Origin of the sequence: Rhizobium sp. Root482 (assembly GCF_001426565.1) — a bacterium.
Classification (GTDB): Bacteria; Pseudomonadota; Alphaproteobacteria; order Rhizobiales; family Rhizobiaceae; genus Pararhizobium.
Window position 1 is genome coordinate 52,251 of sequence record NZ_LMFA01000020.1, and the last position, 14,869, is coordinate 67,119.

General features: G+C 63.4%; 14 protein-coding genes. 7 read left to right on the top strand and 7 right to left on the bottom strand.

What is annotated here, in order from left to right; genetic code table 11:
* Positions 1-43 precede the first annotated feature (43 nt).
* The 5 genes from ASD31_RS12490 (at position 44) to ASD31_RS12510 (ending at position 5,678) form a co-directional block, all read left to right on the top strand.
* Positions 44-1,090: a sugar ABC transporter substrate-binding protein gene (locus tag ASD31_RS12490; protein WP_056333791.1), complete on the top strand. Its 1,047-nt coding sequence runs from the start codon at positions 44-46 to the stop codon at positions 1,088-1,090.
* A 73-nt stretch (positions 1,091-1,163) separates the two neighbouring features.
* Positions 1,164-1,985 carry an ATP-binding cassette domain-containing protein gene (locus tag ASD31_RS12495; RefSeq protein WP_056333795.1) on the top strand — a complete coding sequence of 274 codons (822 nt, stop codon included), beginning with the start codon at positions 1,164-1,166 and terminating at the stop codon, positions 1,983-1,985.
* A complete protein-coding gene (locus tag ASD31_RS12500; protein WP_056333798.1) occupies positions 1,982-3,244 on the top strand; it encodes a sugar ABC transporter permease in 1,263 nt (420 codons plus the stop codon). The genes ASD31_RS12495 and ASD31_RS12500 overlap by 4 nt, the downstream gene beginning before the upstream one ends.
* A 15-nt stretch (positions 3,245-3,259) precedes the next feature.
* Complete coding sequence (locus ASD31_RS12505; protein ID WP_056333802.1) at positions 3,260-3,988, top strand: SDR family oxidoreductase; 729 nt, start codon at positions 3,260-3,262, stop codon at positions 3,986-3,988.
* Positions 3,989-4,046: 58 nt separating this feature from the next.
* Positions 4,047-5,678, top strand: coding sequence for an FGGY-family carbohydrate kinase (locus ASD31_RS12510; RefSeq protein ID WP_056333804.1), 1,632 nt, complete (start codon positions 4,047-4,049; stop codon positions 5,676-5,678).
* Positions 5,679-5,725: 47 nt separating this feature from the next.
* Here the strand turns inward: ASD31_RS12510 and ASD31_RS12515 are convergent, their stop codons facing one another.
* The 6 genes from ASD31_RS12515 to ASD31_RS12540 form a co-directional block, all read right to left on the bottom strand.
* Entirely contained in the window at positions 5,726-6,412 is a 687-nt protein-coding gene (locus tag ASD31_RS12515) for an MOSC domain-containing protein (RefSeq protein ID WP_056333808.1), read from the bottom strand.
* Between the two features lie 21 nt (positions 6,413-6,433).
* Complete coding sequence (locus ASD31_RS12520; protein ID WP_082520556.1) at positions 6,434-6,985, bottom strand: alkyl hydroperoxide reductase; 552 nt, start codon at positions 6,983-6,985, stop codon at positions 6,434-6,436.
* A 245-nt stretch (positions 6,986-7,230) separates the two neighbouring features.
* Positions 7,231-7,947, bottom strand: coding sequence for a hypothetical protein (locus tag ASD31_RS12525; RefSeq protein ID WP_056333811.1), 717 nt, complete (start codon positions 7,945-7,947; stop codon positions 7,231-7,233).
* Between the two features lie 37 nt (positions 7,948-7,984).
* The gene (locus tag ASD31_RS12530; protein WP_244483839.1) at positions 7,985-8,560 is read right to left on the bottom strand and encodes a MarR family winged helix-turn-helix transcriptional regulator; all 576 of its coding nucleotides are present in this window, start codon (positions 8,558-8,560) and stop codon (positions 7,985-7,987) included.
* Between the two features lie 285 nt (positions 8,561-8,845).
* Positions 8,846-9,052, bottom strand: coding sequence for a hypothetical protein (locus ASD31_RS12535; protein ID WP_056333820.1), 207 nt, complete (start codon positions 9,050-9,052; stop codon positions 8,846-8,848).
* Between the two features lie 222 nt (positions 9,053-9,274).
* Positions 9,275-9,778 (bottom strand): NUDIX hydrolase, encoded by a 504-nt coding sequence (locus ASD31_RS12540; protein WP_082520557.1) that lies wholly within the window; start codon positions 9,776-9,778, stop codon positions 9,275-9,277.
* Positions 9,779-10,401: 623 nt separating this feature from the next.
* On the opposite strand from ASD31_RS12540, the gene ASD31_RS12545 reads away from it, so the two are divergent.
* A complete protein-coding gene (locus tag ASD31_RS12545; protein WP_244483840.1) occupies positions 10,402-11,967 on the top strand; it encodes a D-aminopeptidase in 1,566 nt (521 codons plus the stop codon).
* A 28-nt stretch (positions 11,968-11,995) separates the two neighbouring features.
* Here the strand turns inward: ASD31_RS12545 and ASD31_RS12550 are convergent, their stop codons facing one another.
* Positions 11,996-12,937 (bottom strand): LysR family transcriptional regulator, encoded by a 942-nt coding sequence (locus ASD31_RS12550; RefSeq protein WP_056333821.1) that lies wholly within the window; start codon positions 12,935-12,937, stop codon positions 11,996-11,998.
* A 300-nt stretch (positions 12,938-13,237) separates the two neighbouring features.
* On the opposite strand from ASD31_RS12550, the gene ASD31_RS12555 reads away from it, so the two are divergent.
* Complete coding sequence (locus ASD31_RS12555) at positions 13,238-14,863, top strand: amidohydrolase (RefSeq protein WP_056333825.1); 1,626 nt, start codon at positions 13,238-13,240, stop codon at positions 14,861-14,863.
* The last annotated feature ends 6 nt before the right edge of the window (positions 14,864-14,869 follow it).

The window sequence follows — 14,869 nt, forward strand, 5'->3', positions numbered from 1 at the left end:
AGTCTCTCGATGCGCTTTCATCCACAACAAGGAGGAGAAAAACATGAAAATTCGTTCCACGCTGATGGCAACCGCCGGGCTTGCCGCAATGCTTGCCGGTTCCGCCTATGCACAGGATGCCGCCACGGTGGCCTTCCTGATGCCCGACCAGGCGTCGACCCGCTACGAAGAGCATGACTATCCGGGCTTCAAGGCCGAGATGGAAAAGCTCTGCGCGACATGCACGGTGATCTACCAGAACGCCAATGCGGATGTGGCGCTTCAGCAGCAGCAGTTCAACTCGGTGATCGCGCAGGGCGCGAAAGTCATCGTGCTTGATCCGGTCGATTCCGCAGCTGCGGCCGCACTCGTCGAAATCGCCCAGTCGCAGGACGTCAAGGTCATCGCCTATGACCGTCCCATTCCCGACAAGGCCGCCGACTACTACGTCTCCTTCGACAATGAAGGCATTGGTCATGCCATCGCCAAGTCGCTGGTCGACCACATGAAGGCCAGCGGCGTGCCGGAAGGCGCGGGCGTGCTGCAGATCAACGGCTCCCCGACAGATGCGGCCGCCGGCCTTATCCGCGACGGCATCCATCGCGGCCTGAAGGATTCCGGCTACAAGACGCTTGCCGAATTCGACACGCCGGAATGGGCGCCGCCGAAGGCGCAGGAATGGGCCGCCGGCCAGATCACACGCTTCGGCGATGAGATCAAGGGCGTGGTCGCTGCAAACGACGGAACCGGCGGCGGCGCGATCGCGGCCTTCAAGGCTGCCGGCGTCAATCCGGTTCCGCCCGTCACGGGCAATGACGCGACGATCGCCGCACTGCAGCTGATCATCTCCGGCGACCAATACAACACGATCTCCAAGCCCTCCGAAATCGTGGCTGCCGCGGCTGCCAATATCGCCGTCAAGCTCCTGAAGGGCGAGACGGTGGAAGCCAAGACGACGCTCTACGAAACGCCGTCGGAACTGTTCGTCCCGGCCGTCGTGACTGCCGAGAACATCAAGGCGGAGATCTTCGACAAGGGGATCCAGAAGCCTGAGGAAGTCTGCACCGGCGAATATGCCGAGGGTTGCAAGACGCTCGGTATTACGCAGTAATCAACCTCCCAAGGAATCCGGTCGGGGCTCGTCCCCGGCCGGGTACACTCCATTTCAGAAAGAGCGTCTTGTCATGGTGCCAATCGACAAGGGTCTGCCCGCAAAGGGAACGACCATCCTGAAACTGACCAATGTCTCGAAAAGTTTCGGGGCCGTGTCCGCCCTGACCGATATCGATCTGGAGGTGAAGGCTGGAGAGGTGGTCGCTCTCGTCGGCGACAATGGTGCTGGCAAATCGACGCTGATCAAGATTTTGGCGGGCGTGCATCAGGCAAGTTCCGGCCGGATCGAATTTTGCGGACGGGACGTGGTGCTCGATAGCCCCAGCCAGGCGCTGGAGCTGGGAATAGCCACCGTATTCCAGGATCTCGCTCTGTGCGAAAACCTCGATGTCGTGGCGAACCTGTTTCTCGGACATGAGCTTTCGCCCTGGAATCTCGATGAAGTGGGCATGGAAGTCCGTGCCTGGACGCTTCTGCGCGAGCTTGCCGCCCGCATTCCTTCCGTGCGCGAGCCGATCGCGTCGCTCTCCGGCGGTCAGCGCCAGACGGTGGCGATCGCCCGCTCCCTGCTGCTCGATCCGAAGATCATCATGCTCGACGAGCCGACCGCGGCGCTTGGGGTAGCCCAGACCGCGGAAGTGCTGAACCTGATCGAGCGCGTGCGCGAGCGCGGCCTCGGGGTCATCATCATCAGTCACAATATGGAAGATGTGCGTGCCGTCGCTGACCGGGTCGTGGTCCTGCGTCTCGGGCGCAACAACGGCATCTTCAACCCCGATGCCTCGAACCATGAACTCGTGGCGGCCATCACCGGCGCCACCGAAAATTCCGTCTCGCGCCGCATCGACCGCAAGGCGGGCGAGCAGATCGAGACCGGCGGGAGCCACGCATGACCAACCAGGACACCAAGCAGAGCAGCCCGGCCCCAATGGCTCTCGATCGCAGCGACGAGCGCGTCAGCCATTCGACGGGGCTGACGGAAACGATCCGCGCCTTTGTCAGCCGTGTTCGCTCGGGCGATCTGGGGATGTTGCCGGTCGCCATCGGCCTGATCGTCATTTCGACCGTCTTCAGCATTCTCAATCCCATTTTCCTGGCGCCCAACAATCTGGTCAATCTCCTGTTCGATTGCGCGACGGTCGGCATCATCTCGCTCGGCGTCGTCTGCGTTCTCATTCTCGGCGAAATCGACCTCTCCGTCGGGTCGATGAGCGGTCTCGCTTCCGCGATCATCGGGGTGCTCTGGGTCAATTCCGGCATTGCGTTGCCGCTGGCCATCGCGGCCGCCCTGGTGACGGGGGCCGCCGTCGGCGCGCTCTATGCGGTGCTCTACAATCGGCTTGGAATGCCGAGCTTTGTCGCGACGCTTGCCGGTCTGCTGGCGCTGCTCGGGATGCAGCTCTACATTCTCGGTCCGACCGGAAGCATCAATCTGCCCTATGCGTCGCCGCTTGTGCGGTTCGGCCAGATCCTGGTGATGCCGGACTGGGCGTCGCATTTTCTCGCCCTGGTGCCGGGCGGCATCATGATCGTTGCCGGCTTGATCGTCCGGCAGCGCCGGACGGCCGTGAACCTCTCCACGCAGCCGCTGAGCAGCCTCTTGGTCAAGGCGGTCGCGCTCACCGTGGCGCTTCAGATCGTCGTCTTCTATCTCAACACGGGACGCGGCGTGCCGTGGATGTTCGGCCTGTTCGTGTTTCTCGTCGTCGTGCTCAACTATGCGCTGACCAAGACGAAATGGGGCCGCTCTATGTTTGCCGTAGGCGGGAACAAGGAAGCAGCCCGTCGCTCGGGCATCAATGTCCGCCGCATCTATATGAGCGCTTTCATGCTCTGCTCGACATTGGCGGCGCTCGGCGGCACCCTGTCTGCCTCGCGCCTCGCCTCGTCGAGCCAGCAGGCGGGCACCGGCGACGTCAACCTGAATGCCATTGCCGCGGCCGTCATCGGCGGCACCAGCCTGTTCGGCGGTCGGGGCAGCGCCTATTCGGCCCTGCTCGGCATCATCGTCATCCAGGCCATTTCCAATGGCCTGACGCTTCTGAACCTGAGCTCGTCTCTCAGATACATGATCACAGGCGCCGTTCTCGCCATCGCCGTCATCGTCGATTCGCTCGCAAGACGATCGCGTGTCAGCCACGGCCGCGCCTGACAAACCGGAGGAAACATGACCGATCTCATGAAAGGCAAGGTCGCTGCCATTACCGGCGCAGCGTCCGGCATCGGGCTCGAATGCGCCCGCACCCTGCTTGCCGAAGGCGCCACCGTCGTCCTGATCGACCGTGCCCAGGACAGGCTCGAAACGCTCTGCAGGGAACTCGGCGAAAGGGCCCGCCCGCTGGTGGTCGACCTTCTCGATGGCGGACAGGTCTCCGGCATCCTGCCGCGCATCCTTGATCTCGCCGGTCGTCTCGACATCTTCCACGCCAATGCCGGTGCCTATATCGGTGGCCCGGTCGCCGAGGGCGATCCGGATGCATGGGACCGGATGCTGAACCTTAACATCAACGCGGCCTTCCGTTCGGTGCATGCCGTCCTGCCGCATATGATCGCTAAGAAGACCGGCGACATCCTGTTCACCAGTTCGATCGCCGGCGTCGTGCCGGTGGTGTGGGAACCGATCTACACGGCCTCCAAGTTCGCCGTTCAGGCCTTCGTGCATTCGACCCGCCGCCAGGTTGCCCAGCATGGCGTTCGCGTCGGTGCCGTCCTGCCTGGCCCGGTGGTCACCGCACTGCTCGACGACTGGCCGAAGGAGAAGATGGAAGACGCGCTCGCCAATGGCAGCCTGATGCAGCCGAAGGAGGTTGCGGACGCCGTGCTGTTCATGCTGACCAGGCCGCGCAACGTGACCATTCGCGATCTCGTCATCCTGCCGAACAGCGTCGATCTCTGACGCCGGCCTTCCTGCCAAACACGGCCATCAAGCCTTTCCGACAGCAGAGCACGAGACCATGACGTCACCACAGAACATGCCAGCCGATCCAGTGCCGCGTTACGTCATCGGCGTCGATGTCGGGACCGGCAGCGCGCGGGCAGGGCTTTTCGACCTGAATGGAACCATGCTCTCGGTGGCAAGGCGCGATATTTCGCTCTACCGCGAGGCGGGGGCGATCGTCGAGCAGTCGAGCGCGGAAATCTGGGACGCGGTCTGCGCGAGTGTGAGGGAGGCGGTGGCTGCGGCGAATGTCGATCCTTCCGCCGTGATCGGCATCGGCTTCGATGCGACCTGCTCGCTTGTGGTGCTGGGGGAGGGCGGGACACCGCTCGCGGTCGGTCCGTCCGAAGATCCGGCTCGAGACATCATCGTCTGGATGGATCATCGCGCCGTCGACCAGGCCGAGCGCATCAATACCACAGGCCATGAGGTGCTGCGCTATGTCGGCGGGCGGATCTCGCCTGAGATGGAAACGCCAAAACTCCTCTGGCTCAAGGAAAACCGGCCCGAGACCTTCGCCAGAGCCTGGCAGTTTTTCGATCTTGCCGATTTTCTCACCTGGAAATCGACCGGCGACCTTTCGCGCTCGACCTGCACGGTGACCTGCAAATGGACCTATCTGGCGCATGAACGCCGGTGGGACCCGAACTATTTCCAGGGGATCGGTCTTGGTGAACTTGCAGACGAAGGCTTTCGTCGCATCGGCACAGAGATCGTCGAGCCCGGCACGCGGCTTGGAGACGGACTCTGCCCGGAAGCTGCCCGCGCCATGGGGCTTGCGCCCGGCATCGCGGTCGCCGCCGGCATGATAGATGCCCATGCGGGCGGCATCGGCACCGTCGGTATCGGCGGGCGACCGTCCGAAAATCTCGCCTATGTGTTCGGCACGTCGTCCTGCACGATGACCTCGACGGCCGAGCCGGTCTTCGTGCCGGGTGTCTGGGGGCCCTATTATTCGGCGATGGTTCCGGGCATGTGGCTGAACGAAGGGGGGCAGAGCGCTGCGGGTGCCGCCATCGACCAGTTGCTCGCCTTTCATCCGGCCGCCGGCGAAGCCGCGCAACTGGCGGCCGATCGCGGCATCCCCCTTCCTGCCCTGATGGCCGAGGCCGCATCGGCGCGGGTGAAGGACCATTCCGATGCCGTTGGCCTTGCCGATGGATTGCATGTCGTGCCCGAGTTCCTCGGCAATCGTGCGCCCTTTGCCGATCCGCATGCCCGCGCGGTGATCGCCGGCCTTGGCATGGAGCGGGATTTTGACAGCCTTGTCGCCCTTTATGTCGCCGGGCTTTGCGGCATCGGCTACGGCTTGCGCCAGATCATCGACACGCAGGCGCGGTGCGGCGCCACGATCGAGCGGGTGGTGATCAGCGGCGGCGCCGGCGCGACGGACCTTGTCCGGCAAGTGCTGGCGGATGCCTGCGGCAAGCCGGTCGTCGCGCCGACGGCAGAGGAGCCCGTCCTACTGGGTTCGGCCCTCCTCGGTGCCGTTGCAAGCGGTGCATTCACGGATATGCGCTCGGCCATGGAAGCCTGCAGCGCGATTTCATCCGTCTACGAGCCTGCAGGCGGATCGCTCGCCGCCCTGCACGAGAAACGCTTTCGCTTTTTCGAAGGTCTCCAGGCCCAGGCACGATCCTGGCGATGAGGGGTGCGGCACGCGCGGGTGCCGTTGGACGTGACCCGATGGCGTTTTCACGTTCCGGAAAGGCGTTTGGTCCAATCCTCGACCCTATTGCTTTCGAGGCGGCGCACGGCGTGGGTTCGCCAGCCCTCAGCCAGTCTTTCGAGCCCGGCAATGCCTGAGAGTTCCACCCGGTCGAGGGGATCGATGTAGAAGGTGCGCCAGAGGCGCGCGAGTGTCCATTCCGGCGAGCGGCGATCACGCAGGATCAGCCGGTCGCCGGAACCGACAATGCCGGGCTTGAGCACCCGGTAGTACCATCCGGTTCGTCCGCTGGTTTGAACCTCCCGTGCCATGTCCCGCCGGCCGAAACGCTCGTTGAGCCTCCAGCAGGGCTGGCGGCCCTGGCTGACCTCGATCACGGCGGTGCCAAGCGCAAAGACGTCGCCGATCGCGACCGTCTCTTCGGTAAGACCCGATGTCGCGATGTTCTCCCCGAAGGCGCCCGGCTCCGCAAGCAGCGGGTGATCGCCCAGTTCGCGCCTCCAGACGACATAATGGTCGAAGGGATAGTGATGAACAGCTTTCTCCGGCCCGCCGTGATGGCGGGTGTCGCCCTGCATATCGCCGACGAACCCGGTTTTCGAGAGCATCAGCGGGCCAGTGACAGGCGATTTGGCGATACCGCTTGCCGCCGCGCGCGCACCAAGAGGCGCCACGCTGCCGATACGAAGGCTGAGAAGCGGAAAGCTGGCCATGTCTTCATCTCCATCAAGCAATTATCGAGCATCACCGGGAGCACATCGGCCATCGATGCAGGCGACGTCCTCGTCCGGCTGGCCGGGCGCCCCGGGAGGAGCGGCGGCGAGCGCGTTTGCGATCCGCGCCCCGACAGCGATATCGTCCTCGACGCCGAAAACCTGATGCAGGATGGTGCCATCCCGCCCGATCAGCACGGAGGAGGGCGTGCCGCGCAGGCCGAAGCGCCGCATCGTGACCGGAATGTCGGAGCCTTCCTCGGCCAGGTCAACGCCGACCGGCGACTTCAACCGGTATTCGTGCAGGAATGCCCGCAAGGTGACGGGCGACATCGCCGCATGATGCTCGAAGACCGTGTGAAGGCCCACGATCTGGAGGTCGCTGCCGGCAAAGACGCGCTCGATGCGCTGGACCTGCGGAATTGCCTGCGCGACGCAGCCCGGGCAGAGAAGCTGGAAGCTGTGCAGAAAAACGGGCCGACCATGCAGGGCGGCAAGCGTGAGCGGTCGGGGCGTGTTGAACCATTCGCTGACGGCCAGTTCCGGCGCCAGCGGCCGGGCGATGTGTGACATGATATCTGCTCCTTTGCAGCGGGCGGACGGCAAGGAAACGGTCCGTCCTTTCGAATATTAGGCTAAGCGTGTCGCCTCGGCGTCACGCCTGAAAAAACGGCGGGCACAACGGCCAAAATCTTCGGCGGTCCGGCCTGTTGCGTCCGTCGGCTCGATCAGGGTAATTCTGATCATATTCCTTCTCTCTATCAGCCTGGAGGGGGAATAGCCGGTTCGTCGATGGCAGTTGACGAACCGGCGCTTGATCAATTGGCGGGCATGACCTTGCCGGGCAGGCTCAGATTGCCGGAGGCGACCTTGAACACGTTGCCGACGCAGAGCAGCGGCGCATGCAGGTTGCCGTTGATCTTGAGGCCGGCGGTGACGCCGTCATAGGCCGCGCCCTTGATGCCGCCGATCAGCGACAGGGGGATTGCGACATCGACCGTGTCGCCCTTGAAGGTGGTTTCATAGTCCGGGCTGTCGATCAGCAGGGGAACGCCCGGCCAGGTTTCCGGAACTTTCGGCTTGGCGCCTTCCGGAATGTCGATCACCTTCAGGCCGCCGCCACAGGCCTTGTCCTGCGCCAAAACAACCCAATGCGGGTGCCAGACATGCCGGTTCTTGCCGCCATAGGCCGCATCGTCGAAATCCGGATGGAAGGTGACGGCAAGCGCCACGATGCCCTGGGCCTTGTCGAAGCCGATCTCGCCGCTGTCAAGGCTGGTCGGCCAGACATAGGCGTAGACGCTCGATCCCTCGAACCTGCCCGTCGCATCGGGCTTGTCCTTGCCCGCTTCGCCGCGTACGCGGGTCGTGAAGATCGCCGTGTCGCCCTTGGTGACGATCGTCGTCTCGATAATGTCGAAGGAGGCTTGAACCGCTTCTGCGGGCTCCGCCTTGATGGAGTGCGCTGACGCGGCTGTCAGCAATAGCAATGCCGTTCCGGCGCTGAGCGCGCCGGCCAAGAATTTCCCGAACATGATGCTGGTCTTCCTTTCTGTTGCCTGGAGGGTTGAATTATCCCGGTTGGAAAGCTTCCCAGGTGGCAGCCCGGGAAGCGGGATCGGCTTGATCGTGATCGCGGCAATCGATGCGCAGCTCCCGCTGGCCGAAGGACGCATCGACGAAATTGCAATGGTGTGGTTGCGCGGAATCCGAATGCGCGAAGGGCGCGAAGTAGCGACAGGTGACGCACATGCGCTGAACGGGGATGGCGTCCGTTTCCTGCAGGTGCCGGATCATCTTGACGAGCGCCAGCAGCAGGTCCTGCTGTTCGTCGGCATCGAGGGCATCGACGGCCTGCCTGGCGAGACCGTCGCTCGTTTCCACCGCGTGTAAATTCGCGATGCCTTCCGGCGTCAATGCCAAGCGAACAGCGCGCCGGTCAAGCTGGCCTGGCGTCTTGGCAAGATAGCCCTTGCGCTCCAGTGCATTGATCGAATCCGTCGCGGTCGGTTGCGAGACGCCGAGATGTGCGGCAATGTCCTTCACGCCGAATTCATGTTGTCCGCGCCCTTCCAGAAGGGCCAGGATCGCGAGTTGCGTGGGGTTGAGGCCGCTCGCCTTGGCCTTGTTCCATTCATCGACGCGCATTGCCATGGCCAGGCGCGCGAGGCCTTCGCGTATGCGGCAATTGATCGAAAGAGGGTTCTTCGGCGTTTCCATAAGAGAATATATATAGGAATCCTATCTATATTCAAGCATAAAATTGCGCGGAATGGCCTGCGCGGATCGCGCCAGACAGTTCGTCACGTGACGGATACATGGACTGGAGTGGGGCAGGGATATGACGGCGAACGACACGGGCACAGCTGAATACCCCTGGCCGAATGCGTGTCGGGTGAGGGCAGGCCGGTCGTTCGCCGTCGTCTCAGGCTCTTAGAAGCTTACGCCTGCCAATTTCCCCATCAGCGTGTCGCGGTCTTCGGCGGATCTCAGCCGGACCGTCAGGGCCGTGCTCTTGACGGGCACCTGGGGTGGAAGCGAGACGGCGACGCCGGGAATGTTTTCGGCCGCCCATTGCTTGAAACGGGGCAACTTGTTCGGGCCGCTGATGGGGAAGGTATGACTGTATTTGAAGGTCATAATGGTTCTCTCTGGAAAATCGGCAACGGATCGGCGCAACCATGCAACCGGCGTTGCTCGCAGGTTAAATCGGGACCGAAGACATTATCCTGGCGCCGCTCTTGCCATCGCAGTTAGGGGCGCCAGGCTGTCAGCGTTCGATGCTGACCCTGCGAAAAGGAAGGGTGGGGGATCTCCGCCGCCGGTGGCGCGCGACGGGGTATGACGAAGACATCAACGCTCTCACCTCGCGCACTCCTGCGTCTCGCCGGACGCCCTGAGCTGCTCCGGCGCCGCTTCGAGCGTCGTCACGAAGGCGGCGAGTTCCGCGTCGTCGAGCTTGTCCGCTGCTGCTTCGAGGGAAAACCAGCGCCTTTGTCTTTGCGATTTCTCCCGCCAATGGCTCAACGTGCCACGCACCTTCATGCCGAACACCGCGACGCGGCAAGGAACCTGCGCACCGTCGTTCGCCGCCTTTATGTAGCAATATTCGGTAAGCGGCGCCGGGCTGATATCGCCGATGACCCCGGCCTCCTCGAAGGCTTCGCGGGAGGCCGCGGCAAGAAGCGAACGGCCTTTTACCGGCCATCCCTTGGGCACGATCCATCGACCCTGCCGGCGCGAGGTGATGAGCAATATCTTCAACTCGCCGTCACGCCGGATGCGCCAGGGAAGTACCCCGACCTGCTGCATTTCCTCGGCATTGCCGGTGTCAAGGATGGAATCTCTGACATTTTCCGCGAGCATCAATGTCTGCCCCCCTTGTCGAAAGATGCCCAAGCCTGGTCACGCATGGCGCGACCGCGCAGAGCACGCGGACCGTGGGAAGCGGCAGGGCTGAGGATCGGCGTCTTGCACCAGGGGCAACGGCTGGCCGCCCGCGGGAAATGTCGGTCACAGGTGACGCAGATGGGCCGGGAACGAAAGAATGGCATGAAGAAGCTCCATCGTTACGCCAAAAAAAACGGGCGTAGATGAACCGCACTGTTTGCGAGTGGGGCCCGGAGCTAGGGGTCTGAGGCGGCGTTACAGAGTTATGGCTGCCAGCTCCGGGTAAGGGAGCATGCTTGATCGATGAGCCTCGAAATTCTGATAAAAGTTTCCATGCACATGAGCCTCATCTAGGAAGTCTTTAAGGCTATTCCAAGGAGGTGTTCTGCCATTCCATGGGATTACCGATGCGACGAGACGTCTCACCGTCGGACGGACGAGGCCTGCGCTGCGTCAGGTCTATGCCTGCTTTGAGGCGATGATTGGGGATTGGCGGATAAGTGCTTTGGCGCAAATGAATCCTGCCGATATATGTTCATGAAACGGGAGCCGTACGGGCCGCGCAATGCGCGCTCGGCGGCGGTCACATATGAAGGCGGATGATGGTTGCGATTGACGGCAGGCGGCTGGAGGAGGAGGTTGACGCCCTTCCGGCCCGGTATCAGGGTCCCGGCGGAGTTGTCGGCATTGTCAGCGAAGGACGAGTCATCGCCCGTCGTGCCTTCGGGTTCTCGGATCTCGACGACCACCGGCCGATGACGACGGAGACGCGGCTGCCGCTCTGTTCGGTCACGAAACAGTTTACCTGCGCGGCCCTTTTGGCCGCTTGCGGCGAGCCGGAGACGCTTGACCACCGGCTTGCGGCGCATCTGCCCAACCTTGCAGCGCCGTTGCCGCGGGTTCGCGATCTCTGCAACAACCAGTCGGGCCTGCGTGATTACTGGGCCCTGACCGTGCTTCACGGCGGCCGCGCAGAGCAGGTCTTTGCTCGCAAGGATGCAGCGTCCGTCTTTGCGCGGATGCGCAATTGCCATTTTTCGCCGGGTACCAGCTATTCCTACAGCAACGGCAATTTCCGCATTCTCGCCGATCTCATCGAAGAGGCCGCGTCGGAACCGCTCGAGGCGCTCTATGCGCGTCATATCTGGCAGCCGGCCGGGATGACCGGCGCCGTCTTGACCGCCGACACCCGCGATCCTGCGGATGGAGTCGTCGGCTATGAGGGCAATGACGCGACCGGATATTTGCCCGCGCAGAACGGCGTCTATTGGAAGGGGGACGCAGGGATTTCCGCCTCGCTCGACGACATGCTCGCCTATGAGCGCTGGATCGACGCCACCCGGGACGATCCGGACAGTCTCTACCAGCGGATCGCCGTGCCACAGACCTTCCGGGATGGAACAGCTGCCGCCTATGGCTTCGGCCTGCAGCATTCCCGGATTGGCGAATTCGCCTTCACCAGCCATGGCGGCGCGCTGCGTGGTTTTCGGACCTACCGCCTCTGTTCGACCGAAGCGCGGCTGTCGGTCGTGGTGATGTTCAACCATCACGGCGACGCCCATGGCGCGGCGCACCGGCTGGCACGCGCGGCGCTCGCCCTGCCGCATCCCAAGCCGCAGCCCTTGCGCGAAAGCTGGGCAGGCCAGTGGATCAGCCTTGAGACCGGTCTTCTCGCTCGTCTAGACCCGGGGGTCGATACGGTCGCCCTCCGTTACGGCACCTCTGTCGAGACGCTGACGGAAACGCCGGAGGGTGGACTTGCCTCGTCGGCGGTCCGGATTGCCCGCGACGGCGAAGACATTGTCATGCAGCGACCGCAGGAGAATTTCGCCGGTCGGCTGGTGCCGGTGGCACGGGTGATATCGGCTGCGGAGCAGGATATTGCCCGGCGCTATCGCTCCGAGGAACTCGATGCGGAACTGGTGATCGAAGTGCGAGACGGCGGCGCCTTTTTGTGGACCGAGGGATTTCTCGGCAAGGGGCGTCCGGAAATCCTCCAACCCGCCGGGCCCGACCTCTGGATCCTTGTCACGCGCCGCTCGATGGATGCGCCGGCTCCGGGAGACTGGACGTTGCAGCTCATGCGCGACGGCGACGGCTCCGTCACCGGGGTCAGGCTCGGATGCTGGTTGGCGAGAGGGATCGACTACGTCAAATGCGGCTGATGCCGGCCATGCCGATTAGATAAAAGCGTCACGCGGGTTCGCGTTCCAGCAATCGCGTGGCGGTGCGCCACAGGTCCTCGACCTTGCGACCGCGTTTTTCGGTATGACGGTAAAGCCTGATCTCGAGATCGAGGTTCCAGCCGTCATCCGCCGAGGCCGGCACAAGCCGCCCGGTCTCCATCTCATCGCGTGCCAGGCTTTCGGGCAGCCAGCACACGCCCGCTCCGGTCAGCGCCATGTTCATCAGGCCGGCGCTGATCGTATTCTCGTGCACCGTGCGACGGCGGAACGGCTTGCGCCGGACGAGCAGGCGCGAAAGGGCGACGCCGAAGAAGGAATTGAAGCCGTAATTGAGATAGGGCACTGTCAGCCTCGGCTGCGCGATGGCCTGGTCCAGGAGGTTGCGGCCCGGCTGCAGGCCGCCGCCAATCAGGACATTCGAGGCCACGAGCGGGATCAGCCGGTCATGCGCGATCGTCAGCGACGAAAATTTCCCACGGTCGAGATGGAAGGGAACCTCGGGATGGGCATAGGTGAGGAAAAAATCCGCTTCCTCGCCCACAAGCGCGTCCAGATTGGCTTCGATGCCGCCGCGATCCGGGATCAGCGACGTATTGAACACGGCTCCGGCCTTTTCGAGTTCGCCCAGCCAGCGCGGAAAGAAGGTGACCGTCAGGGTATGAAGGGCGGCGAAGCGAATGAGGTCGGCGTCCTGCGAGGGGCGCAGCGTCTCGCGCACGCCATGGAATGTCCGGATCGCATCCCGCGCGACAGGCAGGAAATTCCGCCCCGCCGAGGTCAGTTCGGCCGGCATCGTCGCTCGGCTGATCAAGGTCGCGCCCAGCCAGTCCTCGAGTTGCTTGATGCGGCGGCTGAAGGCGGGTTGCGTGACGTTGCGCAGTTCGGCCGCCCGCGAGAAACTGGACGTATCCGCAAGGGTGACAAAATCCTCCAGCCATTTGATCTCCATGTCACTCCCTTTCCGGCCGTGTACCACGGCCGATTGGATCATAAGTCTTTCCTTGCGGATAGATATGCAGTTTTCGCATGGCTTGGTGCAAAAAACGCATTGGCCAAGGCTCCCGCAAACCTTAACCTTGCAAACAGAGCGGAGGGGGGCCGGTCGGCACGACAGCGATTGGCGAGAGCCGGTCTGCCCTGATTTCCAAGGCTGGGAGGCTTTGGCCGCGGAAACGCGAAGGGTGCGCGACAGCGATCGGGAGGCTCGTCTCCGATGAATGTCGTCCCGGTGCTGACAACGGAGTGATGAATGCCTGTTCGAATTGAAGCCGATCTCATCCTGCACAATGGCCGCATCTGGCGCGGACGGCAGGAAGGCATCTGCGAGGCCCTTGCCGTCTGGCAGGGAAAGGTGCTGGCGACCGGGACCAGCGCCGAAATGCTCGACCTGAAGGGGGAGGGCACTAAGGTCATCGATCTGGAGGGCCGGTTTGCAAGTCCCGGGCTGATCGACAACCATCTGCACCTGATTTCGACCGGCATCGTCATGGGGTGGCTGGATGCCCGGCCGTCGGCCGCGCCGACGCTCGCAATCCTGCTCGAAGAAATCTCCAAGCGCGCCGCGACGACGCCGAAGGGCGGCTGGATTCGCGCCCGCGGTTATGACCAGGTCAAGCTGGATACCGGACAGCATCCGACGCGCTGGGACCTAGATCGTGCCGCTCCCGATCACCCGGTGTTGCTGACCCGTGCCTGCGGCCATGTCTCGGTGGCCAATTCGCGGGCACTTGAACTGGGTGGCGTCAGCGAGGCGACGCCGGTGCCGGATGGCGGCGTGATCGGCGTGACGGACGGCAAGCTCAACGGTTTCCTGGCGGAGAATGCCCAGCACCTCGTTACCGCCGCCATGCCGCCGGCAACAACGGAAGACCTGATCTCCGGCATCGAGCGGGGCGGGCAGCATCTCCTGTCCTTCGGAATCACCAGTTGCATGGACGCCGCCGTCGGGCAGATATCCGGTTTCGCCGAGATTCAGGCCTATGAGATGGCCAAGCTCGCCGGCCGCCTGCCGGTGCGCGTCTGGCTGACCGTCATGGGCGATCCGGAAGTGTCGATCGTCGAGGATTGCTGGCGCGCCGGCCTGCTTTCGGGCGCCGGCGACGACATGCTGCGCATGGGCGGCGTGAAAATCTTCCTCGACGGTTCGGCCGGCGGCCGCACCGCCTGGATGACCAAGCCCTACAAGGACGAGCCGGACAATATCGGCGTACAGATGCTGCCGGATGCGCAGGTCGAGGAAATGGTGAAGGCCTGCCACGACCGGGGCTACCAGATGGTCTGCCATGCGATCGGCGACGGGGCGATCGAGCAGCTGATCACGGCTTATGAAAAGGCACTGGACGCCAATCCGGATCCGGATCGCCGCCACCGGGTCGAACATTGCGGCTATTCCTCTCCCGAGCAGGAAGCGCGCATGAAGGCGGCGGGCATCCTGCCGGCGCCGCAAATGGCCTTCGTGCATGATTTCGGCGACAGCTATATCTCCGTTCTCGGCGAGGAACGCGGCATGCGCTCCTATCCGATCGGCACTTGGATGCGCATGGGCCTCAAGCCCTCGACCGGATCGGATTCGCCGGTCAGTTCGCCCGATCCCTTCCCGAACCTGCATGCGATGATCACCCGTAAAACCGGCAAGGGCACCGTGATGGATGCCTCCGAGCGATTGAGCAATGAGGAGGCCCTGCAGGCCTATACGGAATACGGCGCCTATTCGCAGAAGGCTGAAGCCGTGAAGGGGCGGCTGATACCCGGTCAGTGGGCCGATGTCGCGGTGTTCGACAACGACCTTTTGGCGGCATCGCCCGAAACGATCCTTTCAGGCACACGCTGCCTGCTGACCCTGCTTGCAGGCCGCGTCGTCCATGACGCGCGCTGATGGCCT